The following is a 25,838-nucleotide window of genomic DNA, read 5'->3' as shown; positions in this document are numbered from 1 at the left end:
CTCCTTCATCTTTGTTACTGATTACCAAACGTATGCGAGGACTTCTCCTCCAATATTTTTAGCACGCGCTACTTTATCTGTTACAACACCTTGTGAAGTGGATACTAGGGCAATTCCTAGACCGTTCAACACTTTTGGCATTTCTTCAGCGTTAGCGTAAACACGTAAACCTGGTTTAGAGATACGTCTCACTCCAGTGATTACACGTTCGTTGTTCTGACCATATTTCAAGAAAATGCGGACGATGCCTTGTTTGTCATCTTCCACGAATTCAACATCCTTAACGAAACCTTCTGATTTCAGGATATCGGCCATATCTTTTTTTAAGTTAGAAGCAGGAATTTCCACTTTCGTATGACGCGCGTTGTTTGCGTTACGGATACGAGTTAAAAAGTCTGCGATTGGATCTGTCATGACCATTCGTTGTAGCCTCCTTTACGGCAAGTTTTCTCATTCAGTTTTGCTCGGCTGTCTTCCATTTGTTTTCTTTAAAAGAAGTTAAACGAGAAGTCATATTGCCCAGCATATATTCCGGAAGATTACCAGCTTGCTTTTCTCATTCCAGGAATTTGACCTTTATATGCTAGCTCACGCAAGCAGATACGGCATAATTTAAATTTTTTGTATACGGAGTGTGGGCGTCCACAACGTTCACAGCGGGTATACTCACGAGTCGAAAACTTGGCTGGTTTTTTGTTTTTTTCTATCATTGCTTTTTTAGCCATTTCTAATATTACCCTCCTAATAGGTAGTTTAGGTTATTTCTGGAACGGCATTCCCAATTGTCCGAGTAATTCACGAGCTTCTTCGTCTGTGTCAGCAGTTGTGACAATAACGATATCCATCCCGCGTACTTTGTCAACATCATCATAGTCAACTTCAGGGAAAATTAGCTGCTCTTTAACTCCTAACGTGTAGTTTCCACGTCCGTCAAATGCGTTTTTGCTCACTCCACGGAAATCACGTACACGAGGTAATGAAACAGTAACTAATTTATCTAAGAAATCATACATGCGGTCTCCACGTAAAGTAACTTTAGTACCGATTGGCATACCTTCACGTAAACGGAAGCCGGCGATTGAACGCTTCGCACGAGTTACAACTGGTTTTTGTCCAGAAATCAATGTTAATTCTTCTACAGCTTTATCTAAGTTTTTAGTGTTTGAAACAGCTTCTCCAACACCCATGTTGATAACAATCTTGTCAACTTTTGGTGCCTGCATTGGTGAAGTGTACTCAAATTTTTCAACTAATGTTGGACGTACATCATTATTATACTTTTCTTTAAGGCGTGTCATTTATGAATGCCCTCCTTTCCTACTTTGTATTAAAGTGCTTCGCCAGATTTTTTAGCGTAGCGAACTTTCTTGCCATCTTCAATCTTGTATCCTACACGAGTAGGTTCATTTGTTTTAGGATCAATCAACTGGACATTAGAAACTTGAATTGGTGCTTCTGTTTCAACAATTCCGCCTTCTTGTCCCATACCAGTAGGACGGGTATGTTTCTTCATGATGTTGAGTCCTTCAACGATTACTTTGTTTTGTTTAGGCATTGCTTTCAAGACAGTTCCTTCTTGGCCTTTATCTTTACCGGCAATAATTCTTACTTTATCTCCTGTTTTAACAAACATTCTCTAGCGCACCTCCTTATGACGTATATCGGAATTATAAAACTTCCGGAGCTAACGAAACAATTCTCATAAAGTCATTTTCACGTAATTCACGAGCAACTGGTCCGAAGATACGTGTTCCACGTGGTGCTTTGTCTTCACGAATAATTACACATGCGTTTTCGTCAAATTTAATATAAGATCCGTCTGGGCGTCTCGCACCAGATTTTGAGCGAACGATTACTGCGCGAGCAACGTCACCTTTTTTAACAACGCCTCCTGGTGTAGCGTTTTTAACTGTTACGACAACTTCGTCACCGATGTTAGCATAACGACGGCCTGCGCCACCTAATACTTTAATGACAAGCACTTCACGTGCACCAGAGTTGTCAGCGACTTTCATACGACTTTCTGTTTGAATCACGTTAGGATCCTCCTTTCAAACTCACGATGAAGCTTTTGCTTCTCGCTGTCTTTCATACCGCCAAGCGGTAATTTCTTGTTCTATTAAAGAACGATTGCCTCTTCTACCACTTCTAATAAACGGAATCGTTTATCCTTAGACAATGGACGAGTTTCCATGATTCTAACAACGTCGCCTGTTTTAGCTGTGTTATTTTCATCATGTGCTTTGAATTTAGTTGAATACTTTAAAAGTTTCTTGTATTTACGGTGCTGTTTTTGCGTTGCGATTTCTACAACGATGGTTTTATCCATTTTGTCAGAAACAACTTTACCCTGATAAACCTTACGGTCGTTACGTTCAGCCATTTTTTAGCCTCCTTTGATTAAGCTATTGCACTCTCGCTAAACTACGCTGTTTGTGCTTGACGCAAAACAGTTTTAACGCGTGCGATGTTCTTACGAACCTCTCCAATACGAGCGGTGTTTTCCAATTGTCCAGTAGCTAATTGAAAGCGTAAGTTAAATAGCTCTTCTTTAAATTCTGCTTCTTTTTCTATCAATTCAGTAGTGGATAAGCCTTTTAATTCACTAGCCTTCATTTGAGTCACCACTTTCTTCACGAGTTACTATCCGAGTTCTAACGGGTAGTTTGTGTGAAGCTAAACGCAATGCTTCGCGAGCGACTTCGTCAGATACGCCACCGATTTCAAACATGATTTTACCACGTTTAACGGGTGCTACCCAGCTTTCAGGTGCGCCTTTACCTTTACCCATACGAACACCAATTGCTTTAGCTGTCACTGGTTTATGAGGGAAAATTTTAATCCATACTTTCCCACCACGCTTCATATAACGAGTCATCGCTATACGAGCTGATTCGATTTGTCTGCTTGTGATCCATACTGAATCAACAGCTTGCAAACCATATTGACCATAAGCTAATTCTTTACCACCTTTAGCTTCTCCGCGCATTTTTCCACGGAATTCACGACGGTGCTTTACACGTTTTGGTACTAACATGATTATTTCCCTCCTTTCTTGTCTTCAATTTTCTCAGGAAGAACTTCTCCTTTGTAGATCCATACTTTAATTCCGAGTTTACCGTAAGTAGTGTCGGCTTCTTCGTTAGCGTAATCGATGTCTGCACGAAGAGTATGCAAAGGAACTGTCCCTTCTGAAAAGCTTTCGCTACGAGCAATGTCTGCTCCGTTTAGTCGACCGGCTACCATTGTGCGGATACCTTTAGCTCCCATACGCATAGCGCGCTGGATTGCCTGTTTCTGTGCACGACGGAAAGAAATACGGTTTTCTAATTGATCAGCGATACTTTTAGCTACTAAAGTAGCATCCAGATCAGGTTTCTTAATTTCCACGATGTTTACGTGTACTCTCTTGTTAGTCAGGTTGTTTAAACCATTTCTTAGTGCATCTACTTCAGAACCACCTTTACCAATAACCATACCTGGCTTAGCAGTGTGAATAGATACGTTTACTCTGTTTGCTGCACGTTCAATTTCTACTCGAGAAACGGAGGCATCACTTAGTTTTTTAGCAATGTACTCACGAACAGCAATATCTTCATGTAGTTTTTCTGCAAAGTCTTTTTCTGCGTACCATTTAGCGTCCCAATCGTGGATTACGCCAACACGCAGTCCATGAGGATTTATTTTCTGTCCCATTGATTACCCCTCCTTCTTCTCTGATACCACTACTGTAATGTGGCTTGTTCGTTTGTTTATACGTGAAGCTGCACCTTTTGCACGAGGGCGGAACCTTTTCAAGGTTGCTCCTTCATTTACATAGGCTTCGCTTACGACTAATTCTTCAATATCCATATCGTAATTGTGTTCAGCATTTGCAATTGCTGACATTAAAACTTTTTCTACCGCTTCCGCTGCTCCTCTGTTAGTGAAGCGAAGGATAGAAATAGCTTCTGCAGCACTTTTCCCTCTAATGGTATCAACGACCATACGTGTTTTACGTGGTGCGATTCGAACCATGCGAGCAGTTGCTTTAGCTGCTGTTACTGTTTCTGCCATGAATGTATCCTCCCTTCGCTATTAACGTCTAGTTGTGCGGTCGTCTTTTCCGTGTCCGCGGTACGTTCTTGTTGGTGCAAACTCACCTAGTTTGTGTCCAACCATGTCTTCTTGAACATAGACTGGCACGTGTTTTCTTCCATCATATACGGCAATGGTGTGACCTACAAAGTTAGGGAAAATAGTTGAACGACGTGACCATGTTTTAATTACACGCTTGTTGTCATCATCCATTTCACGAACTTTTTTCATCAGGTGATCGTCGACGAAAGGTCCCTTTTTCAAACTACGGCTCATGTATTGCCCTCCTTTTGGGGTCTGTCCCCTTAATATCTTTAGCTTTCAGTGTGTGCGTCAGTTAATTATTTCTTTTTACGACGACGTACAATAAGTTTATCTGAACGGTTCTTACCTTTACGGGTTTTCTTACCAAGAGTTGGTTTACCCCATGGTGACATTGGGCTTGGGCGTCCGATTGGCGCTTTACCTTCACCACCACCGTGTGGGTGATCGTTAGGGTTCATTACAGAACCACGAACAGTTGGGCGCTTGCCTAACCAGCGGCTACGTCCAGCTTTACCAATGTTAATTAGTTCGTGCTGTTCATTTCCTACAGTACCAACCGTTGCACGGCAGCTTTGCAGGATAAGACGGCTTTCGCCTGAGCTTAAACGAACCAATGCGTATTTGCCTTCTTTACCTAATACTTGAGCAGAAGCTCCAGCAGAACGAACCAGTTGTCCGCCTTTACCAGGTTTCAGTTCAATGTTGTGAACGAACGTACCAACAGGAATGTTTGCTAATGGTAATGCATTACCTACTTGGATATCCGATTCTGGACCTGAGTAGATGTCAGTTCCTACTTTAAGTCCTTTAGGTGCAAGAATATACGTTTTTGTTCCGTCTTCATATTGAATCAATGAAATGTTAGCAGAACGGTTTGGATCATATTCTACAGTTTTAACGATACCGCGAACGCCATCTTTTTGACGTTTGAAATCAATCACACGATATTTGTGTTTGTGGCCGCCGCCTTGATGACGGACAGTGATTTTACCAGCATTGTTACGTCCAGCACGTTTAGGGTTTGGTCTCAACAAACTTTTTTCTGGTGTTGTTGATGTGATTTCAGCAAAATCAGACCCTGACATGTTACGACGTCCGTTTGTGGTTGCTTTATACTTTCTAATCGCCACGTGATTCCCTCCTTATAATACTAGTTTCAGTTTATTTGATTATTCTTCGTCTCCGAATAATTTAATATCATTTGAATCTGCTGTTAAAGTAACAATCGCTTTACGACGTTTTTTAGTGTGTCCTTCATAACGTCCCATACGCTTAGGTTTAGGCGCTGTGTTGATTACGTTAACTTTATCAACTTTTACGTCGAAAATCTGTTCAACAGACTTTTTGATTAGTGGTTTTTTAGCACGAACATCCACTTCAAAGGTATACTTTTTGTCGTCCATAGCATACATAGAAGCTTCTGTGATGATCGGGCGTTTGATTACGTCACGTGCATCCATTATTGAAGAGCCTCCTCTACTTTTTCCAGAGCAGCCTTCGTCAAGATGAGTTTGTCATGCGCAACAACATCCAGCACAGATACATTGTTAGGAGCTACAACTTTAACTCCAGGAATGTTACGTGCAGATAGTTTTGCAAATTCATTGTCATCTTCTAAGACAACCAAAGCTTTTCTATTAACATCTAAGTTATTTAGTACCGCTCTGAACTCTTTAGTTTTTGGTGAGTCGAAGTTCAAGCCGTCTACTACGATAATCTCTTCATCTGCTACTTTAGTAGATAAAACAGATTTAATCGCTAAGCGACGAACCTTCTTAGGTAGTTTGTATGCGTAAGAACGAGGTGTTGGTCCAAAGACTGTTCCTCCTCCACGCCATTGTGGTGAACGGATTGACCCTTGACGAGCACGTCCTGTTCCTTTTTGACGCCATGGTTTGCGTCCTCCGCCGCGTACTGCGCTACGGTTTTTTACTGCGTGTGTTCCTTGTCTTAAAGAAGCGCGTTGCATAGTGATTGCATCAAAAACAACACTTTCGTTTGGTTCGATACCAAAGATTGCATCATTTAATGTTACATCGCCATTTTGCGTTCCGTCTTGTTTAAATAACGTTACAGTTGGCATTCTGCTAGTCCTCCCTTCCTAATCTATTACTTGTCTGCTTTTTCTGCAGTTTTAATTTGAACGAGTGATTTCTTAGATCCAGGTACGTTACCTTTGATCAGTAAAACGTTACGGTCAGTATCAACACGAACGATTTCAAGATTCTGTACAGTGACTTGCTCGCCACCCATACGTCCAGCTAATTTTTTACCTTTGAATACACGACCTGGATGAGTAGCCATACCCATTGAACCAGGACGACGGTGGTAACGTGAACCATGTGTTTCAGGTCCGCGGCTCTGGTTGTGTCGTTTAATAACACCCTGGAATCCTTTACCTTTAGACGTTCCTGTTACATCGACGATATCGCCTTCTGCAAATGTGTCTACTAATACTTCGTTTCCAACTTCTACGTCCCCAAGCTCTGCATCTCTGAATTCTTTAATGAAGCGCTTAGGAGCCGTGTTAGCTTTTTTAACATGACCTTGTGCCGGTTTGTTAGATAAAACTTCACGTTTATCTTCGATACCTAATTGAACAGCGTTATAACCGTCCGTTTCCATTGTTTTAACTTGTAAAACAACGTTAGGTTTCACTTCAACAACTGTTACAGGAACTAATTCACCTGTTTCGCTGAAGATTTGAGTCATTCCGACTTTTTTTCCTAAGATTCCTTTGGTCATGATTACACCTCCGTTATAATAATTTTGTTATGTTCTGTTTTATAGTTTAATTTCGATATCTACGCCTGATGGTAAGTCAAGTTTAGTCAACGCATCAACAGTCTTTGGTGTAGGATTTAGAATATCTACAAGACGTTTGTGTGTGCGCATTTCAAATTGCTCACGTGAATCTTTGTATTTGTGCGGTGAACGGATAACTGTGTAAAGTTTACGTTCAGTTGGCAATGGGATTGGACCAGATACGTTTGCCCCAGTTCTTTTTGCCGTTTCCACAATTTTATCAGCTGATTGATCTAGTACTCGATGCTCGTAAGCTTTTAGTCGAATACGAATTTTTTGATTTGCCATGATTTTTCCCTCCTTCGCTTATTTAAGAAATAAACCTAGCTCCACGAAAATTTTCAACATCCCTCCATGGCAATGCATCCGGGTGTGTCGTAACCTCTCGCTTCCTAGCCGTGGTTCTATGATTGATGCCCCCCCAACATAACTATCGTTACACAGGTTTGATAGATTCGCTGAAACAGCTTCTCTCACAGACACCTATACAAGTATACAGACAACACAGCTCAATATCAAGTGTTTTTCTTGAATTAATTGAGTTTTTTCAGACATTTCGTGTTCTCTGCAGGACTTGATGACCAACTTTTACAATTATAGTGTATTCGACTGGACATTAACACCTTAACCCCTCGAAAAATAGAGAAAAGACGGGCTTTCTTCACTATTCTGACACAAATGGATTTCTTCTAGTAAAGAGCCCTAAAAATTGAGCAGACCACTCCTATATTTTTAAATACAACCGTATATATATAGAAGAAACTCGTTTAATCGTAATTTAAAATGCCCTGTTTCTATTATTTTATTTCCGCATCAGCAGGAAAGCATAAAATAAGCGACATGTCCGCATCAGGCCGTTGAAAACGTTTGTATTGCCGGGGCATTCTCTATACAATAATAAAAACAGTATATTAACCCGAAACAATCAATTATTCTATTTAAAGGAGTTCCCCCTATGACTTTCTCAAAGCAGACCGTTCAGTCTATAGACAAGCTGCATCAGCTTATCGACGCAGCTGATCAGATTATTATCGGAAAAAAAGAAGTGACACGGCTGACTATTGTTGCCATGCTGGCAGGCGGTCACGTGTTGTTTGAAGACATCCCGGGCGTTGGGAAAACTCTCTTGATTCGGACCATCGCCAAGTGTCTGGCGGCTGATTTTTCACGTATTCAATTTACGCCCGACCTTATCCCGTCAGATATCATAGGCTATACCGTCCCCCATGCGGACCGCGCACTCGTCGATTTTCGTAGAGGGCCTATATTTAATCAGCTCCTGCTGGCAGATGAGATTAACCGGACCTCCCCGCGTACTCAGTCTGCGATGCTTGAAGCCATGTCTGAAAAACAGGTGACCGTTGACGGAATGACCTACCGACTCCCTGAACCTTTTTTTGTATTAGCTACACAAAACCCTATCGAGTATGAAGGAACCTATCCCTTACCCGAAGCACAGCTTGATCGCTTTCTCTTTCAGCTATCGCTTGGGTATCCAACCACCGACCAGGAAGTGACCATGCTTGCCGCTCCAGATCAGCAGAAAGCAGTTGAGCAGCTTGACCCTGTCATGTCTCTGGATGATTTTTTATCGCTTAAAGAAGCTGTCCAGCATGTTTATGTAGAAGAGCGCCTGCTCCACTACATCATCTCCCTGGCTACGCTAACCCGAGAGCACTCAGCTATCCGTCTAGGCGTCAGTCCACGGGGAAACCAGTATTTCCTGTCGGCTGCTCGCGCGAATGCACTGGTGGAAGGCAGAGATTTTGTTACCCCTCAGGATATTCTGACTGTCCTGAAACCTGTCTATCGCCACCGTCTGCTTTTTGAAAATGACATGACGAAAACTGAGATCGATACGTTTATTGACGATCTGGCCGCCAATTTAGTTGTGCCAACGACTAGGGGAAAACGCGCATGGGATTGAATCGTTCCGTTCTGCAAATTATCTGGTACTTTTTTTTATACGCACTTGTTATTTTATATACGCTGACTTTTTCGACTACCGTCGCCTGGTTTCTGCTTTATGCTTTCAGTCTTCTTCTCTTGCTGGCTTTCCTATCATCCCGGCATACACCCGTCATCAGCTCCATTGACTGGGATAAAATCAACAGCAATCAGATTGTGGTTTCATTAGCTGTCCAAAGCAGAAGAGGCTTTCCCCTCCTGCTGTCTTCAGTTGATTTGACCTTGTTTAAAGACAGCCAGCAGCATACGCTTCACCGGTCTACTTTCCTGGCCCGTAAAGTAAACGTCACCTTTGAGCCGATAGAGCTCTCCCGAGGGTATCACGATGAGCTGACACTGACGCTGCATTCGACTGGCCTGTTTGGAATATTTCCAAGGCGGCTCAGCTATGCTATCCCGATTGCTGTTTCTATCTATCCGACAGTCATCCAGAAGTCAAAACGGGCTGAGCTGATGAGAAAGCTTTCCCAGACCCTGATGCCGGTGCTGTATTCCTCTCTTCATGAGTTTTACGTCAAAGAAATCCGATCTTATCAGGACAGGGACAATATCAGTTCTATTGACTGGAAAAGCAGTCTGAGACGTGGCCAGTGGCTGGTCAAGGACTACGACACTCTTGAAGAGTCGCCATTCGACTTGGTCTTTTATGGAGGTGGACCGACGGATTTTGAGTTTCTCCTGAGTGTCACCTACAGCCTTTACAAAGAACTGAATCAGACGTTCAAAGTCAATCTGCACCTGATAGGTGAGTTTAATCTTCAGGCAGACATCAAATACACACCCAAGCACTTTCTGACTATCCAACCGGCTTCCATTGGCGAGGACACCTCCCATATACTGAGACGCCTGCTGGCCAATGGGAAAAACCACCTGATTATCATGGCCAGTGATGCCACTGCACCAAGTGGTTTGACAGAAGACCCGGCAGTTACCATACTAGACGAACACACACTTCACTTTCTGAAAGGAGGGTGACAGATGACGAACCAACGAACAGGCTTAGCACTCTTCAAAGACAGCCTTATCGGTATTCTGCATGCTGCAGTCTTCTTACCGGTTTTGCATTACGGCTTTCAGCTGAATCGGGTCTCCGGCATAGAAAGCCTCGTGCTTTTCTTTCTTATTACACAAGTTCTGGCAGTCGCCTTCCATAAAGGGTGGGTATTTTTCGCCGGCCAAGGCATGCTGACTCTTTCCTATTTGTATTATCTTTTCAGAGATCACAGCGATTCGCTCTGGCCAGTTGGCTGGTTAAGGGACTCCGCAGCACTTTTAAGAGAGCAGTTAACGCTGCTTATTGCCGGGGAACTCTCTCAAACGCCCCAGTTTCTGCTCATGACCCTCTTTTTCATTCTCATTACCCTGCTCACTTATTTGAGCGTGCATAAACACCTGGCCTTTCCATCTTTCTTGATAGCTTTTGTCTATCTGCTGCTGGTGCATACGTTCAGTTCCAACACGATTCTGCCTGAGATGATTCGACTCATAGGCTTCGGCTTTCTCTTCATTTCCCTGATGCACATGACCACTCGAACAACGCCCTTCCACTTTGTCAGAACTATCAGTTTGACCGCTTTAATTACATTTACATTGACCTCACTGTCTTCATGGGGAATAGAACGCGGGCGTCCCACCCAGGAATGGGTAGAAGGGCATACACAAGCCTACCAGAGAAACCTGGATGAACAAGGCTTTTTCGACTGGATCAATGACTATACGAGTGGCATTGGCTACAGACGCACCGGCATGGGCTTTGATGACTCAGAATTAGGCGGACCGCTTAGACAGGACTACACCAGCCTGTTCACAGCTTACACCAGCACTCCTCATTACTGGAAAGTCCTGCACCGGACCGAGTATAACGGACTTGGGTGGGCAAGTGACGAAGAGGAAGAGACTACGCAAACAATAGCCATGCCTTATAATGTCCTTTACGACTATACTATGTCTGCTGAAGACCGTAACCTACTCCGCTCCTCAGAGGATCTCTCTATAATTGGAATCGACTGGCTTGACGATTTGGGTTATCTTGTCTATCCATACGGCTTGTATGACTTGGACAGCCAAAGCGACTCCACCTATTCCATTGAGCGATACGAGGACAGCGCTTTGTTTTTTGCAGAACTGGAAGAGGGCGAACTGCTTGAATACTCAGTGTCTTACGACCGCAATTTCCCTTCTCGCTTTGACGATGACTTACTTCGTGCAGATGATGGCTGGAGAGATTACTACAACAATGCTTACAGAGAAATGATGGAAGAAGCGGATGATGCCCACGATGATAGTGTAAGCGGAGTAGATATCTGGTTTGAAAACGAACTGCAGATTCCTGAGTCTTTACCTCAGCGTGTCAGAGAACTCGCTCATGAGCTGACTGATGGCCTATCCAGCGAATATGAAATGGTCAGAGCCATCGAGCAGTATTTAAAGGAAGACGGCGGATACCGCTATAGTCTCCTTGAAGTTGAAAATACACCAGACGGCGGAGATTATGTGGACCACTTTCTATTCGAATCAAAAATCGGTTACTGCAATAATTTTTCGTCAGCAATGGCTATCCTGCTGAGAGAAGTCGGTATCCCTACCCGTTGGACAAAAGGGTTTACACCCGGTAGTCAGTATACAGATGACAATGGGGAAACTTTTTTTGAAATAAGCAACGCCAATGCCCACTCCTGGGTAGAAGTGTTCTTTCCAAGTTACGGTTGGGTTCCCTTTGAACCAAGCCCATCCTTTGCTAACCCGATGACCAATCCTGAACCGGTAGCTACTGTGGTTGGGGAAACGTATTCCTTTGCAGAAGACGATTTCATCGATCTCGAAACAGAAGATTTGGAGCTGGATGCTGAAGAAGACGTTTCTGAAACACCTGAAGCCGGTGAAGGAAGTTCTGTAGATGACCAGCTATCGGAAAGTGACGGACAGCCATACGGTAATGGCGAGACTCCCAGATCACGTTCCCTTCTGGTTAACCTGTTTCTCGTCGCTGCCCTCACACTCAGTCTCTTTATTGCCATATTCCGCTGGAGAGCTGCAACTTTCCTTTCAAAATTGGCGCTTCAAAAAAACCTGCTGACATTACATGCGGCTTCCAATCTGGTTCTTAGACTGTTTAACTTCAGGCTGAAACGACGAGCCGGTCAGACTATTGAAAATTACCTGTATCAGTGGAAACCATTTATCACTGACAATACAGATGATTCCAGGACAATTGACCGCTTTATCAGCTTAGCCGATGAAGCCTTCTACGGGCCTCGAAGCAAAAACCAGAAGCCGACTTCCGAACAGCAGCGTATTCTTTTGAATAGTCTCGATCTGCTGCTCACTCTGCCGGATTTGAAAAAGAACCCCCGTACTCCTCATCCATTAAGCGGAAAGATACAGGAAAAACTATAATTGTATATAAAAAGAGCGTTTAGAAGAAAAACTTCTAAACGCTCTTTAAGATTAAAATCATTAGTTAAGATTGAGATTACTCAACAATCTTAGTAACAACTCCAGCTCCTACAGTACGGCCACCTTCACGGATAGTGAATTTAGTTCCGTCTTCAACAGCGATTGGAGAAATTAGAGTAACGCTCATGTTTGTGTTATCGCCAGGCATAACCATTTCAGTACCTTCTGGTAACTCAACAACACCAGTTACGTCAGTTGTACGGAAAAAGAATTGCGGACGGTAGTTTGTGAAGAATGGAGTGTGACGTCCACCCTCTTCTTTTGAAAGAACATAAACTTCTGCGTCAAATTTTGTGTGTGGAGTAATTGAACCAGGTTTAGCTAAAACTTGTCCACGTTCGATGTCGTCACGTGACATACCACGTAAAAGAGCACCAATGTTGTCTCCAGCTTCAGCGTAGTCTAGTAATTTACGGAACATTTCAACACCAGTAACAGTTGTTTTAGCAGTGTCTTTAATTCCGATAACTTCAACTTCATCACCAACACGTACTTCACCAGTTTCAACACGACCAGTTGCAACCGTACCACGACCAGTGATTGAGAATACGTCCTCAACTGGCATCATGAATGGTTTAGCAGAGTCACGTTCTGGAGCTGGGATGTAGTCATCTACAGCTTGCATTAATTCAAGGATTTTTTCTTCGTATTCTGCATCGCCTTCAAGAGCTTTAAGAGCAGAACCAGCAACTACAGGAATGTCGTCGCCTGGGAAGTCGTATTCGCTTAATAGGTCACGAACTTCCATTTCAACTAATTCTAGTAATTCTTCGTCGTCGACCATGTCAACTTTGTTCAAGAATACTACGATATAAGGAACGCCAACCTGACGTGAAAGCAGGATGTGCTCACGAGTTTGAGGCATTGGTCCGTCAGCAGCAGAAACTACCAAGATAGCTCCGTCCATTTGAGCAGCACCAGTGATCATGTTTTTAACGTAGTCCGCGTGACCTGGGCAGTCAACGTGTGCATAGTGACGTGTATCAGTTTCGTACTCAACGTGTGAAGTAGAAATTGTGATTCCACGTTCTTTCTCTTCTGCAGCACCATCAATTGAATCGTATGCTTGTGCTTGTGCATAACCTTTCTTAGATAGTACTGTAGTGATTGCAGCTGTTAAAGTTGTTTTACCGTGGTCAACGTGTCCGATTGTTCCAATGTTCATATGCTGCTTGGAACGGTCAAATTTTTCTTTAGCCATTTTAAACATTTCCTCCTTAGGGTTATCTTCTTTTTTAAATAGAAAAAGATTTTTCTATTCCTATTTCCACTAATTAATTATACCGATAGAACGGTATAAAATCAATTCATTTGGCAAATCACAGCGCTCTTTCTTCTTTCACCAGGTGATGTCAAAAAGAGTGCCGGCCTGCCAATGAGACGGTTAGTGATTACTGTCCGCCGTTTTTCTTGATGATCTCTTCAGCAATGCTCTTAGGCACTTGCTCATAGTGATCGAATTGCATTGTAAATGTTCCGCGACCTTGAGTTGCAGAACGTAATGCAGTTGCGTAACCGAACATTTCTGCTAGTGGAATGCTTCCTCTAACAACTGTTGCGTTTCCGCGCTGTTCAGAACCTTCGATATTTCCGCGACGAGCAGAAATGTGACCCATGATATCACCCATGTAATCTTCAGGTACAGTGATTTCAACAGCCATCATTGGCTCAAGAATAACTGCGCCTGCTTTTTGAGCAGCATTTTTAAGAGCTAATGAAGCAGCAACTTTAAATGCAGTCTCGTTTGAGTCGACATCATGGTAAGATCCGTCATACAATTTAGCCTTAACGTCTACTAATGGATAGCCGGCAAGAACACCGTTGTCCAGTGACGCTTCAAGACCAGATTTAACTGCTGGGATGTATTCACGTGGAACAACCCCACCAACGATTGCATCTTCGAATTCAAAACCTGCTCCTTCTTCGTTTGGAGTAAATTCAATCCATACGTGACCGAATTGACCTTTACCACCAGACTGACGAACAAATTTACCTTCAGATTGAACCTGTTTGGTGAATGTTTCACGGTAAGATACTTGAGGTGCCCCAACGTTCGCTTCAACCTTGAATTCACGTTTCATACGGTCAACGATGATATCCAAGTGCAGCTCACCCATACCAGCGATAATAGTTTCGCCAGTTTCGTGATCTGTTTCAGCACGGAAAGTTGGATCCTCTTCAGCAAGTTTCTGTAAAGCAATACCCATTTTGTCCTGGTCAGCTTTTGATTTAGGCTCAATAGCTACCTGGATAACAGGCTCAGGGAATTCCATTGATTCAAGGATAACTGGGTGATCCAAGTCACATAGAGTATCTCCTGTTGTTGTATCTTTAAGACCAACGGCAGCAGCAATATCTCCAGAGAACACTTCAGAAATCTCTTCACGAGAGTTCGCGTGCATCTGTAGGATACGACCGACACGCTCACGCGTATCTTTTGTTGCGTTAAGGATGTAAGAACCTGATTCCAATGTACCTGAGTACACACGGAAGAAAGTCAGACGTCCAACGAACGGGTCTGTTGCTACTTTAAATGCTAAAGCTGAGAATGACTGATCATCTCCGGCTTCAACTTTAATAGTTGCTTCTTCATCTCTTTGTTTGTGACCAACAATGGCACGAACATCTAGAGGAGATGGCAGGTAATCGACAACCGCATCAAGAAGTAACTGAACACCTTTGTTCTTGAAGGCAGAACCAACAAGTACTGGGTAGAAGTCAACACTTAGAGTTGCTTGACGGATACCAGCTTTAAGCTGCTCTTCAGAGATTTCTTCTCCTTCAAGGTATTGCATCATGAGTTCTTCATCCATGTCTGCAACAGCTTCAACTAGCTTAGTACGCCATTCTTGAGCAAGTTCCATGTAATCTTCTGGAATCTCTTCTTCAGTAATATCAGTACCTAAGTCATTACCGTACATGAATGCTTTCATTTTAACCAAGTCGATAATACCGACGAAGTCATCTTCAGCACCAATTGGTAATTGAATTGGGTGAGCATTAGCTTGCAGACGGTCATGCAGTGTTTCGTTTGCATGCAGGAAGTCAGCACCTAATTTATCCATTTTGTTGACGAATACTACACGAGGTACGCCGTAAGTAGTTGCTTGGCGCCATACAGTTTCTGTCTGTGGTTCAACACCTGACTGTGCATCCAAAACAGCAACAGCTCCATCAAGTACACGTAATGAACGTTCTACCTCAACGGTAAAGTCCACGTGTCCAGGAGTGTCGATGATGTTAACACGGTGGTTGTTCCACTGAGCAGTTGTCGCAGCGGAAGTAATGGTAATTCCACGCTCTTGCTCCTGCTCCATCCAGTCCATTTGTGAAGCACCTTCGTGCGTTTCACCAATTTTGTGGATTCGGCCAGTGTAATAAAGGATACGCTCAGTCGTGGTTGTTTTACCAGCATCGATGTGCGCCATGATTCCGATATTACGTGTCTTCTCTAGCGGAAATTTTCTTTTAGCCACTAATCGTTACACCTCTCTTTAATAAATTACATCATGTTTCCATGATTACGAATAACTAAACGGGAAGTTGAAGCAGGTTCTTCGCACAGAGTTGTTCTATGCGGCTGAACCAAATACTCCAAATCTTACCAACGGTAGTGAGCAAACGCTTTGTTTGCTTCAGCCATGCGGTGGATTTCTTCACGTTTACGAACAGCAGCACCAGTGTTGTTAGCTGCGTCCATGATTTCTTTAGCTAGTCTGTCTTCCATGGTGTTTTCACCACGTAGACGTGCATAGTTAACTAACCAACGTAGAGCTAGAGTTGTACGACGATCAGGACGTACTTCTACAGGTACTTGGTAGTTAGAACCTCCTACACGACGAGCTTTAACTTCTAATACAGGCATGATGTTTTTCAGTGCTTGTTCAAACACTTCCATTGGATCATTTCCTGTCTGTTCTTTAATTGTATCAAATGCATCATACAAAATCGTTGATGCTTTTCCACGTTTACCATCAACCATCAAGCGGTTGATTAAACGAGAAACCAATTTAGAATTGTACATTGGATCTGGCAATACATCACGTTTTGTTACAGGACCTTTACGAGGCATTCAAATTCCTCCTTTCGGGAATAATGGTTTCAGATTTTGTGCGCTGAGCTTGACGCCTCACGCCACTTTTAATTTTTATCTAGTTTCGTTCGGCAGCTCCCCGCTCCATCTACATTAAAAATTCGCTGTGCAGTCTTCGACTTGCTTGACGAAGCTGTTTCGGCTTTAGCCGATTACAGATTAGTTATGTCGATAAGCAAAGCTTATGCGACCTTCATCTTTAGCGGTTTTTCTGTATATGTCGGGTTGAGCTTGACGCCTCACGCCACTTTTAATTTAATTATTTTGCTTTTTTAGTTCCGTATTTAGAACGACCTTGTTTACGGTCAGAAACTCCAGCAGTATCAAGCGCTCCACGAACGATGTGGTAACGTACTCCCGGCAAGTCTTTTACTCGACCACCACGGATAAGTACTACACTGTGTTCCTGCAAGTTGTGTCCTTCACCCGGAATATAAGCAGTTACTTCGATCATGTTTGATAAACGCACACGAGCATATTTACGTAACGCTGAGTTAGGTTTTTTAGGAGTCATTGTTCCGACACGAGTACAAACACCACGTTTCTGTGGAGAATATACTGTAGTCTGTTTACGTTTTTGAGTGTTGTACCCTTTGTTCAACACAGGTGACTCAGATTTACTCACTTTAGACTTACGAGGCTTACGGATTAGTTGATTCATTGTAGGCATATTGATGTTTCCTCCTTCCATATATTCTTTGAAAAATATCATTCTTCTAGGTCCACACATCCAGGTGGTTCTTTTTTTGGCAAAAAAGAATAATCGCAATGAAGCGACATCGCTTTACCTTCAAAAACCATTGATATGCAGGGTTATTCGGCTCTTATGCGTCAGTCAGAACGACTGTAAACTCTAATTGAGCTAGACAAATCTAGAACAGGAATCTGTACACAAAAGCACCTATAGCATAATACCACGACCACACAGGGTTGTCAACATTATCTAAAAACTTTTCTTATAAATAAAGGCGGGCAGAGCAGCTTCTTGGCTGCCCTGTCTCCTCTTTATTTTGTTACTCTTCAGTCTGTTCAGCAGCTGGTGAATCTTCACTGATGCTGTAGACATTCTCGCTGACTACGCCAACTTCTTTTGGTTCCATATCATTATAGACTTTCATACCTGTTCCGGCTGGAATAGATTTACCGATAATAACATTCTCTTTCAAACCAATCAGCTGGTCGTTCTTGCCGCGAATCGCAGCATCTGTCAGGACACGTGTTGTCTCCTGGAAGGATGCAGCGGACAAGAAGCTGTTTGTTTCAAGTGACGCTTTAGTAATACCAAGTAGTATTGGTCGACCTGTTGCCGGTAAACCACCGGACAGCAAGGTTGATTTATTGGCTTCCTTGAAGTCGTAGATATCTACGAGGCTTCCTGGAAGAATGCTGGTGTCACCCGGATCCATAACGCGCACTTTCTGAAGCATCTGGCGAACCATTACTTCGATGTGCTTGTCTCCGATTTCCACCCCTTGACTACGGTAAGCATACTGTACTTCCTGCAGCATGTAGTTCTGCAGTTTAAGCACGTTACTGACAGCAAGCAATTGTTTCGGTTCAATTGAACCTTCATTCAGTCCGTCTCCACGTTCAACGAAGCTGCCTTCTTTGACTTTCAGACGGGCATTGATTGCCAGTGTATACGTACGCGTATCGGTCGCACCTTTAATGGTGATTTCTTTTGTTCGCTCGCTAGGGTTTTCCTCAATGGAAATAACCTCTCCGGTAACTTCAGAGATAGTCGCAACCCCTTTAGGATTTCTTGCTTCAAATATTTCCTGAACACGCGGAAGACCTTGAGTAATATCGTCTCCGGCAACCCCACCTGTGTGGAATGTACGCATGGTCAACTGTGTTCCCGGCTCTCCGATAGACTGAGCAGCGATTGTTCCGACTGCTTCGCCCACTTCAACTTCACGACCAGTTGCCAGGTTACGTCCGTAACATTTCTTACATACACCGTGATTGGTGTTACATGTAAAGGCGGAACGAATGGTTACCTGCTCGATGCCTGAATTCACAATTACTTTTGCGATGTCTTCAGTAATCAGTTCGTTTTCACGTACCAGTATGTCACCAGTTTCCGGGTGCTTAACTGTTTTACGTGCATAACGCCCGATGATACGTTCTTCCAGTCCTTCAATTTCTTCAGAACCGTCACGAATCGTTTCCGCGTCCAGACCGCGTTTTGTTCCACAGTCTTCTTCACGAATGATAACATCCTGTGCCACATCAACTAGACGACGGGTCAAGTATCCTGAGTCGGCTGTCTTCAGCGCCGTATCCGTCATTCCTTTACGGGCTCCGTGAGTGGAGATGAACATCTCTAAAACGGACAGACCTTCTCGGAAGTTGGATGTAATCGGCAGTTCCATGATACGTCCACTCGGCGCTGCCATCAGTCCACGCATACCCGCTAATTGGGTAAAGTTGGAGATGTTACCACGCGCTCCGGAATCACTCATCATGAAGATGTTGTTGTGATTATCAAGGGTCGTCATCAAGTGATTCTGGATGGTATCTTTCGTTTTCGTCCAGACTTCGATAACGGCAGTATAACGCTCTTCTTCAGTAATCAGACCACGGCGGTGAGACGCATTGATACGGTCAACCTGCTTGTGAGCCTGATCAAGGATTTCCCCTTTTTCTTCAAGGTGGGAAATATCAGCGATACCAACTGTAATACCAGACTTAGTCGAGTACTTGTACCCTAGGTTTTTCATTTTATCCAGCATTTTAGATGTTTCAGTTACCTGGAATCGTTTAAAGACTTCGGCAATGACATTACTGAAGTTTTTCTTTTTAAATGGTGATACGAGTTCTGCTTCCTGAATGTGCTTAACAATATCTGTTCCATAAGGCACGAAATATTTATCAGGTGTCTGTTTTTCAAGATTTGCCTGAGTCGGTTCGTTCAAGTATGGGAACTCCGGTGGCATGATTTCGTTGAAAATCAGCTTACCGACAGTTGTGAGCAGATACTTGTCTTTCTGCCATTCAGTAAAGGGTTTGTTAGGCAGTGACGATGTATGCACGGCAATTCTTGAGTGCAGGTGTACATAGCCAGTCTGATAAGCCTGTAGTGCTTCAGCGTGGCTGGAGAAAATCATACCTTCTCCGACTTTGCCTTTATCTTCCATTGTCAGGTAATAGTTACCTAATACCATATCCTGTGAAGGTGTAACAACGGGCTTACCGTCTTTAGGGTTCAGGATGTTCTGAGCACCCAGCATCAAAATGCGGGCTTCAGCCTGCGCTTCATCACTAAGTGGAACGTGAACAGCCATTTGGTCTCCATCGAAGTCGGCATTGTAGGCTTCACAGACTAACGGGTGAAGACGGATCGCTTTCCCTTCAACTAAGACCGGTTCAAATGCCTGGATACCTAAACGGTGAAGCGTCGGTGCCCGGTTAAGCAGTACAGGGTGTTCGCGGATAACGTCTTGGAGTACTGCCCAGACTTCGTCGTCCATGCGTTCAACTTTACGTTTCGCATTTTTAATGTTGTTGGCAATTTCTCTGGCAACCAGTTCTCTCATGACAAATGGTTTAAACAGTTCAATTGCCATTTCTTTCGGTAGTCCACACTGGTACATTTTCAGACTTGGTCCAACAACGATAACCGAACGACCAGAATAGTCGACACGTTTACCCAGCAAGTTCTGACGGAAACGTCCTTGTTTCCCTTTCAGCATGTGTGATAGTGATTTAAGCGGACGGTTACCCGGTCCGGTAACGGCACGGCCTCGACGACCATTATCAACTAATGCATCGACAGCTTCCTGCAGCATACGCTTCTCGTTTTGTACAATGATGTGCGGCGCATTCAAGTCCAGCAGGCGTTTCAGACGGTTGTTACGGTTGATGACACGACGGTATAAGTCGTTCAAGTCACTTGTTGCGAAACGTCCACCTTCAAGCTGTACCATTGGGCGCAGCTCAGGAGGAATGATCGGCACAACGTCCATAACCATCCATGCCGGATCGTTTCCTGAATTTCTGAATGCTTCCAGAATATCCAGACGACGAATGGCGCGCGTACGTTTCTGTCCTGTTGCTGACTGAAGCAGTTCTTTCAGTTCATTAACTTCATCTTCAAGTTTTACATCGTTTAAAAGCGTCTTGATGGCTTCGGCACCAATTTCTGCCTGGAAAGCATTCCCGTACTGCGCTCGGCGCTCTCGGTATTCTCTTTCAGTCATCAACTGTTTCTTCTCAAGTGGTGTATCACCTGGTTCAGTCACTACATATGATGCAAAGTAGATAATTTCTTCAAGTGCACGGGGTGACATGTCAAGAACAAGTCCCATACGACTCGGGATACCTTTAAAGTACCAGATGTGTGTAACCGGTGCTGCCAGTTCCAAGTGTCCCATACGCTCACGACGAACTTTGGACTTGGTTACTTCAACGCCACAACGGTCACAGACGATCCCTTTGTAATGCACACGCTTGTACTTTCCACACGAACATTCATAATCTTTAGACGGTCCAAATATTCTTTCACAGAATAGTCCGTCTTTTTCTGGTTTTAGTGTACGGTAATTAATTGTTTCTGGTTTTTTAACTTCTCCAAATGACCAGCTTCTAATTTTATCTGATGAAGCCAATCCTATCTGAATACTTTCGAATTTATTTACATCGATCAAAGGGGCTACCTCCCTTTAGTAGATTACAGAGCTGCCCTAGTGCTCCTGTTTGTTCATAGATGACAGGAGAGAAGGTCAGTAAGTGACCTCCCCCTGTCCATCTGATTATTCCTGTTCCTGCTGTTCAGCGGCTTCTTCCGCTTCACTTTCAGCACGCGCAAGCTCTTCTTTTTCTTTGGCCTCTACAGCACGTTTTTCATCTTGCTCTTTTTTCATTTTTTCAAGTGAGTCGACATTGCCGAACTCGTCATCTTCATCGCTGTCCTCTAAGTCAATTGGATTTTTATCGATATCCAGAACTTTAAGATCCAGTCCAAGCGACTGCAATTCTTTGACTAATACGCGGAATGATTCAGGTACCCCTGGTTTCGGAATTTTCTCACCTTTAACGATGGCTTCGTACGTTTTCACACGTCCGACTACGTCATCTGATTTATAAGTCAGAATTTCCTGAAGGGTATACGCTGCACCGTAAGCTTCAAGTGCCCAAACTTCCATCTCACCGAATCGCTGTCCACCGAACTGAGCTTTACCACCGAGTGGCTGCTGAGTAACAAGTGAGTACGGTCCAGTTGAACGTGCGTGAAGTTTATCGTCGACCATGTGCGCCAGCTTGATGAAGTACATGACTCCAACTGACACTTTGTTATCAAACTCTTCACCTGTACGTCCATCAAAGAGAACAGTTTTTGCATCGTCATCCATGCCCGCTTCTTTAATTGTTTCCCAGACTTCTTCTTCATTCGCTCCGTCAAATACCGGTGAAGCGATGTGAATGCCCAGTTTACGTGCGGCCATCCCCATATGAAGTTCAATAACCTGTCCAATATTCATACGAGACGGTACCCCTAGTGGGTTAAGCATAATGTCGACCGGTGTTCCATCAGGCATAAACGGCATGTCTTCTTCTGGAAGAATCAAGGAAACAACACCTTTGTTTCCGTGACGTCCAGCCATTTTATCCCCTACGTTAATCTTACGTTTTTGTACAATGAATACACGAACAAGGTAATTGACACCTGGAGACAGTTCGTCACCGGCTTCACGCGTAAATATCTTCACGTCGTGAACAATTCCGCCGCCACCGTGTGGCACACGAAGAGAGGTGTCTCTTACTTCACGGGCTTTTTCTCCAAAGATAGCGTGCAGAAGTTTTTCTTCCGCAGACAGTTCGGATACCCCTTTAGGCGTTACTTTACCGACAAGGATGTCGCCGTCGTGCACTTCCGCACCAATTCTGACAATACCACGGTCATCCAGGTCTTTCAGTGCATCTTCACCAACGTTAGGCAGTTCTCGTGTAATTTCTTCAGGTCCCAGTTTTGTGTCACGTGCTTCTGATTCATATTCTTCAATATGAATGGAAGTGTAGACATCATCTTTAACCAGACGCTCAGACATGATAACCGCATCTTCAAAGTTATAGCCGTCAAATGTAGTGAAGGCAATCAACGGGTTGCGTCCCAGTGCCATTTCACCATTTTCCATGGATGGTCCATCGGCTAAGATGTCTCCTTTGTCCACTTGTTCACCGTGTCTGACTAATGCACGCTGGTTATAAGACGTTCCAGCATTTGATCGTTTGAATTTAGCAATGTTGTAATAGTCCAGTGTTCCGTCTTCACGTCTCACTTTAACTTTATTTGCATCAACGTATTCAACGACACCAGGATGTTCAGCAATAACAGCTGCTCCAGAGTCACGTGCGGCAGTGTGCTCGATACCTGTTCCGACAAGCGGTGCTTCCGGCTGCATCAATGGCACAGCCTGACGCTGCATGTTCGCACCCATCAAGGCACGGTTGGAGTCATCATTTTCAAGGAATGGAATACTTGCTGTCGCTACAGAGACAACCTGTTTAGGTGAAACATCCATGTAGTCCATCAGCGAAGCATCTAGCTCTTCGTTATTGTTTTTCGTACGGGCAAGTACCAGATCATTGACAAATGAACCGTCTTCGTTAAGCGGTGCATTCGCCTGAGCAACAACATACAAGTCTTCTTCATCTGCTGTCAGGTAATCAATGGTCTCGGTTACTCGACCGGTTTCTTTATCTACACGACGATACGGCGTTTCGATAAAACCAAATTCATTAATTTTAGCATAGGTTGATAAACTGTTGATCAGCCCGATGTTTGGTCCCTCAGGCGTTTCAATTGGACACATACGGCCATAGTGAGAATAGTGAACGTCTCGCACTTCATAACCGGCACGGTCACGCGTCAATCCACCCGGTCCTAAAGCAGACAGACGTCTCTTGTGAGTCAGCTCGCCCAGTGGGTTGGTCTGATCCATAAACTGAGACAACTGTGAGGAACCGAAGAATTCTTTAATAGACGCAACAACTGGTCTGATGTTGACTAGCTGCTGAGGTGTTGTCGTAGACGTGTCCTGAATAGACATACGTTCACGTACAACTCGCTCCATACGGGACAAACCGATACGGAACTGATTCTGTAATAGTTCCCCTACAGAACGGATACGTCTGTTTCCTAAGTGGTCAATATCGTCAGTTTCTCCAATACCTTCTTGAAGGTTGAAGAAATAACTCATAGAGGCAATCATATCTGCCGGAATGATATACTTCACTTCACGGTCAGGGTTTGCATTACCAATGACATTAACGACACGGTCGCTGTCCTGAGGTGAATAGACTTTAACAATCTGCAGTTCGATTGGTTCTGGAACGACGCCTTCATCTGAAGGATGCAATGTAACAGAGTTCAAGCCATTATCCAAGAGTGGACCTAATTCATCCATAACTTCACGGTTGATTAGCGTTCCTTCTTTAGCAATGATTTCGCCTGTTTCACTGTCAACCAGTGTTTCAGCTAAAGTCAGTCCTATTAAACGGTTTTTAAGATCCAGTTTCTTGTTCATCTTGTAGCGACCCACACGTGCCAGGTCGTAACGTTTCGGATCGAAGAAACGTGTCGTCAGTAAGCTTCTTGAAGAGTCAGCTGTCTTAGGCTCTCCCGGACGCAGACGTTCATATACATCTTTCAATGCTTCTTCTACGCGAGAATCCGCAGAGTTCTTGTGTACATCTTTTTCAACTGTAGCCAGTAGGCTTTCATTTGAACCAAAGATATCAAGAATCTCATCATCAGACCCGAATCCTAATGCACGAACAAGTACACTTAATGGAATCTTACGGGTACGGTCAATACGAACGTTTGACAACCCTTTTGAGTCCGTTTCATATTCCAGCCATGCGCCACGGTTAGGAATAACGGTCGAACCGAAACCTTCCAGGCCATTCTTTTCAACTTTAGGGCTGAAGTAAACGCCCGGCGAACGAACAAGCTGAGAAACGATAACACGTTCGGCACCATTGATGATGAATGTTCCCTGATTTGTCATTAACGGGAAGTCTCCAAAGAATACTTCCTGCTCCTTAACTTCTCCAGTTTCCTGGTTAATTAAGCGAAGCTTTACATATAATGGTGCAGAATAGTTTGCATCATGCTGTCTTGCTTCGTCAACTGAATATTTAGGGTCCTGCAATTTATAATCAGTGAATTCCAAAGATAAGTTCCCGGAAAAATCCTCAATAGGAGAAATATCCTTAAACATATCCTTTAATCCTTCTTCTAAAAACCATCTGTACGAGTTAGTTTGAATCTCAATTAAATTTGGAAGTTCCAATACTTCTTTAATTCGTGAGTAACTTCTACGTGTACGGTGCTTGCCGTATTTCACATCTTGGCCTGCCAACCTCTTCACCCCTCATAAATAATCACTAGCCGTCATATTCAAAAGCAATTGCTGTATTTGATCACCCGTTTTTTTATATTACAATTGTGTTACAATTGTTAACAAACGTTTAAAAACAGGGCGTTAACCCTATTTTAGACCAAAAAAAATACAAAAGAGTCGTGAAAGAATCATCCTGAATCATCACACATTCTTTTGTTTTGCTTCAAAAACCGCGTCCGGACAATATTTCGTACGGGTTTTATTTTCATACTTTGTTTAGCGTCTATTAAGTTTACATAAAAATCAAGTAGATGTCAAGAGTCAAATGTCAAATGAAAACTCCTGAGCGCTGTTCTATTATGACCAGCACTCAGGAGTCTATTCTTTATTTGACGGACTGCAGAACCCAGTAGCCTTTATCCAGACCAATTCGGGTGACGTTCCCGTATGTTTCTTCCATGACTTTCTTTGCGCTCGGCGCTCCCTGTTTTTTCTGAATGACGATAATCAACACGCCTCCGTCTGCCAGGTGATTTTTTGCATCCGTGATAATCTTGTGCACGGTCGGTTTGCCTGCTCGGATAGGTGGGTTGGAAATAACCGCCCCGTAGTTTGTCTTCTCCACGTTATCATAGACTGATGACTGAAAGACAGAAACTGTATCTATTTCATTATTCTCTGCATTCTTTTTCGCCAAATCCAGTGCACGTTCATTGACGTCAATCATGTCAATTTTGAGACTAGGGTTGGCCTTAGCCAGCGATAGTCCAACCGGTCCATAACCGCAGCCGACATCGAGAACCGTTTCGTTTGGAAAAACAGAATCATCTATGGCTTCAATCATGACCTGGGAACCGAAATCCACCCGGTCTTTAGAAAAAACGCCCGCATCGGTGGTGAAAGTCAGCTTGTTTCCTTTTAAAGTAGCTTCGATTGTTTTTTCATTTTTTTTAGTAGTAGGTTTGGACGTAAAGTAGTGATCGGACATGTCGCGTCTCCTCTTTTTTCATAATTAAGCGTTACTTTCAGTATACTATGCTGTCCAG

The 25,838-nt window shown here is 43.6% G+C and carries 26 protein-coding genes; 3 read left to right on the top strand and 23 right to left on the bottom strand.

The features are described 5' to 3' along the window. Window positions 1-21: 21 nt before the first annotated feature. The 16 genes from rpsH to rpsJ form a co-directional block, all read right to left on the bottom strand. A complete protein-coding gene (gene rpsH / locus ACYVLS_RS01405; RefSeq protein ID WP_228588864.1) occupies window positions 22-420 on the bottom strand; it encodes a 30S ribosomal protein S8 in 399 nt (132 codons plus the stop codon). A gap of 119 nt (window positions 421-539) precedes the next feature. Continuing rightward, complete coding sequence (locus ACYVLS_RS01400; RefSeq protein WP_228588863.1) at window positions 540-725, bottom strand: type Z 30S ribosomal protein S14; 186 nt, start codon at window positions 723-725, stop codon at window positions 540-542. Window positions 726-758: 33 nt separating this feature from the next. After that, window positions 759-1,298, bottom strand: a complete 540-nt coding sequence (gene rplE, locus ACYVLS_RS01395; RefSeq protein ID WP_460320392.1) for a 50S ribosomal protein L5 — start codon at window positions 1,296-1,298, stop codon at window positions 759-761. A gap of 29 nt (window positions 1,299-1,327) precedes the next feature. After that, window positions 1,328-1,633 carry a 50S ribosomal protein L24 gene (rplX, locus tag ACYVLS_RS01390; protein WP_228588861.1) on the bottom strand — a complete coding sequence of 102 codons (306 nt, stop codon included), beginning with the start codon at window positions 1,631-1,633 and terminating at the stop codon, window positions 1,328-1,330. Between the two features lie 34 nt (window positions 1,634-1,667). Next, entirely contained in the window at window positions 1,668-2,036 is a 369-nt protein-coding gene (gene rplN, locus ACYVLS_RS01385; protein WP_228588860.1) for a 50S ribosomal protein L14, read from the bottom strand. 83 nt (window positions 2,037-2,119) lie between these two features. After that, window positions 2,120-2,383 carry a 30S ribosomal protein S17 gene (gene rpsQ / locus ACYVLS_RS01380; protein ID WP_460320388.1) on the bottom strand — a complete coding sequence of 88 codons (264 nt, stop codon included), beginning with the start codon at window positions 2,381-2,383 and terminating at the stop codon, window positions 2,120-2,122. A 41-nt stretch (window positions 2,384-2,424) separates the two neighbouring features. Then, window positions 2,425-2,616 carry a 50S ribosomal protein L29 gene (gene rpmC, locus ACYVLS_RS01375; protein WP_460320386.1) on the bottom strand — a complete coding sequence of 64 codons (192 nt, stop codon included), beginning with the start codon at window positions 2,614-2,616 and terminating at the stop codon, window positions 2,425-2,427. After that, window positions 2,606-3,037 carry a 50S ribosomal protein L16 gene (gene rplP / locus ACYVLS_RS01370; protein ID WP_228588857.1) on the bottom strand — a complete coding sequence of 144 codons (432 nt, stop codon included), beginning with the start codon at window positions 3,035-3,037 and terminating at the stop codon, window positions 2,606-2,608. The genes rpmC and rplP overlap by 11 nt, the downstream gene beginning before the upstream one ends. Window positions 3,038-3,039: 2 nt before the next feature. Beyond that, a complete protein-coding gene (rpsC, locus tag ACYVLS_RS01365) occupies window positions 3,040-3,696 on the bottom strand; it encodes a 30S ribosomal protein S3 (protein WP_460320383.1) in 657 nt (218 codons plus the stop codon). 3 nt (window positions 3,697-3,699) lie between these two features. Beyond that, window positions 3,700-4,056: a 50S ribosomal protein L22 gene (gene rplV, locus ACYVLS_RS01360; protein WP_091635965.1), complete on the bottom strand. Its 357-nt coding sequence runs from the start codon at window positions 4,054-4,056 to the stop codon at window positions 3,700-3,702. A gap of 21 nt (window positions 4,057-4,077) precedes the next feature. Next, the gene (gene rpsS, locus ACYVLS_RS01355) at window positions 4,078-4,353 is read right to left on the bottom strand and encodes a 30S ribosomal protein S19 (RefSeq protein WP_228588854.1); all 276 of its coding nucleotides are present in this window, start codon (window positions 4,351-4,353) and stop codon (window positions 4,078-4,080) included. Between the two features lie 65 nt (window positions 4,354-4,418). Further along, a complete protein-coding gene (gene rplB, locus ACYVLS_RS01350; protein WP_460320379.1) occupies window positions 4,419-5,252 on the bottom strand; it encodes a 50S ribosomal protein L2 in 834 nt (277 codons plus the stop codon). A gap of 39 nt (window positions 5,253-5,291) precedes the next feature. Continuing rightward, window positions 5,292-5,582, bottom strand: coding sequence for a 50S ribosomal protein L23 (rplW, locus tag ACYVLS_RS01345; protein WP_460320377.1), 291 nt, complete (start codon window positions 5,580-5,582; stop codon window positions 5,292-5,294). After that, on the bottom strand, window positions 5,582-6,205 hold the full coding sequence (rplD, locus tag ACYVLS_RS01340; RefSeq protein ID WP_460320374.1) for a 50S ribosomal protein L4: 624 nt from the start codon (window positions 6,203-6,205) through the stop codon (window positions 5,582-5,584). Before rplD ends, rplW begins: the two co-directional genes overlap by 1 nt. A 26-nt stretch (window positions 6,206-6,231) precedes the next feature. Beyond that, the gene (gene rplC / locus ACYVLS_RS01335; protein ID WP_460320371.1) at window positions 6,232-6,867 is read right to left on the bottom strand and encodes a 50S ribosomal protein L3; all 636 of its coding nucleotides are present in this window, start codon (window positions 6,865-6,867) and stop codon (window positions 6,232-6,234) included. Between the two features lie 39 nt (window positions 6,868-6,906). Continuing rightward, the gene (gene rpsJ, locus ACYVLS_RS01330; protein ID WP_228588849.1) at window positions 6,907-7,215 is read right to left on the bottom strand and encodes a 30S ribosomal protein S10; all 309 of its coding nucleotides are present in this window, start codon (window positions 7,213-7,215) and stop codon (window positions 6,907-6,909) included. A gap of 667 nt (window positions 7,216-7,882) precedes the next feature. On the opposite strand from rpsJ, the gene ACYVLS_RS01325 reads away from it, so the two are divergent. From ACYVLS_RS01325 to ACYVLS_RS01315, 3 genes are read left to right on the top strand one after another with little or no spacing between them, the layout of a single operon-like run. Next, complete coding sequence (locus tag ACYVLS_RS01325) at window positions 7,883-8,854, top strand: AAA family ATPase (protein ID WP_460320368.1); 972 nt, start codon at window positions 7,883-7,885, stop codon at window positions 8,852-8,854. Continuing rightward, window positions 8,845-9,870 carry a DUF58 domain-containing protein gene (locus tag ACYVLS_RS01320; RefSeq protein ID WP_460320366.1) on the top strand — a complete coding sequence of 342 codons (1,026 nt, stop codon included), beginning with the start codon at window positions 8,845-8,847 and terminating at the stop codon, window positions 9,868-9,870. Before ACYVLS_RS01325 ends, ACYVLS_RS01320 begins: the two co-directional genes overlap by 10 nt. A gap of 3 nt (window positions 9,871-9,873) precedes the next feature. Next, entirely contained in the window at window positions 9,874-12,291 is a 2,418-nt protein-coding gene (locus ACYVLS_RS01315; protein WP_460320364.1) for a transglutaminase-like domain-containing protein, read from the top strand. A gap of 76 nt (window positions 12,292-12,367) precedes the next feature. Here the strand turns inward: ACYVLS_RS01315 and tuf are convergent, their stop codons facing one another. From tuf to ACYVLS_RS01280, 7 genes are all read right to left on the bottom strand, one after another. Next, window positions 12,368-13,552, bottom strand: coding sequence for an elongation factor Tu (gene tuf / locus ACYVLS_RS01310; protein ID WP_460320361.1), 1,185 nt, complete (start codon window positions 13,550-13,552; stop codon window positions 12,368-12,370). A 190-nt stretch (window positions 13,553-13,742) separates the two neighbouring features. After that, a complete protein-coding gene (gene fusA / locus ACYVLS_RS01305; RefSeq protein ID WP_460320358.1) occupies window positions 13,743-15,827 on the bottom strand; it encodes an elongation factor G in 2,085 nt (694 codons plus the stop codon). Window positions 15,828-15,952: 125 nt separating this feature from the next. Beyond that, a complete protein-coding gene (rpsG, locus tag ACYVLS_RS01300; RefSeq protein ID WP_460320355.1) occupies window positions 15,953-16,423 on the bottom strand; it encodes a 30S ribosomal protein S7 in 471 nt (156 codons plus the stop codon). Window positions 16,424-16,703: 280 nt separating this feature from the next. Then, window positions 16,704-17,114 carry a 30S ribosomal protein S12 gene (gene rpsL / locus ACYVLS_RS01295; protein WP_460320352.1) on the bottom strand — a complete coding sequence of 137 codons (411 nt, stop codon included), beginning with the start codon at window positions 17,112-17,114 and terminating at the stop codon, window positions 16,704-16,706. Between the two features lie 343 nt (window positions 17,115-17,457). Further along, on the bottom strand, window positions 17,458-21,093 hold the full coding sequence (gene rpoC / locus ACYVLS_RS01290; protein WP_460320349.1) for a DNA-directed RNA polymerase subunit beta': 3,636 nt from the start codon (window positions 21,091-21,093) through the stop codon (window positions 17,458-17,460). A gap of 105 nt (window positions 21,094-21,198) precedes the next feature. Then, window positions 21,199-24,819: a DNA-directed RNA polymerase subunit beta gene (gene rpoB, locus ACYVLS_RS01285; protein WP_460320346.1), complete on the bottom strand. Its 3,621-nt coding sequence runs from the start codon at window positions 24,817-24,819 to the stop codon at window positions 21,199-21,201. A gap of 358 nt (window positions 24,820-25,177) precedes the next feature. Next, on the bottom strand, window positions 25,178-25,780 hold the full coding sequence (locus ACYVLS_RS01280) for a class I SAM-dependent methyltransferase (protein ID WP_460320343.1): 603 nt from the start codon (window positions 25,778-25,780) through the stop codon (window positions 25,178-25,180). Window positions 25,781-25,838 lie beyond the last annotated feature (58 nt).

It is taken from the genome of Alkalibacterium psychrotolerans (assembly GCF_054784355.1).
This window is presented reverse-complemented; position numbering and strand designations above follow the sequence as displayed.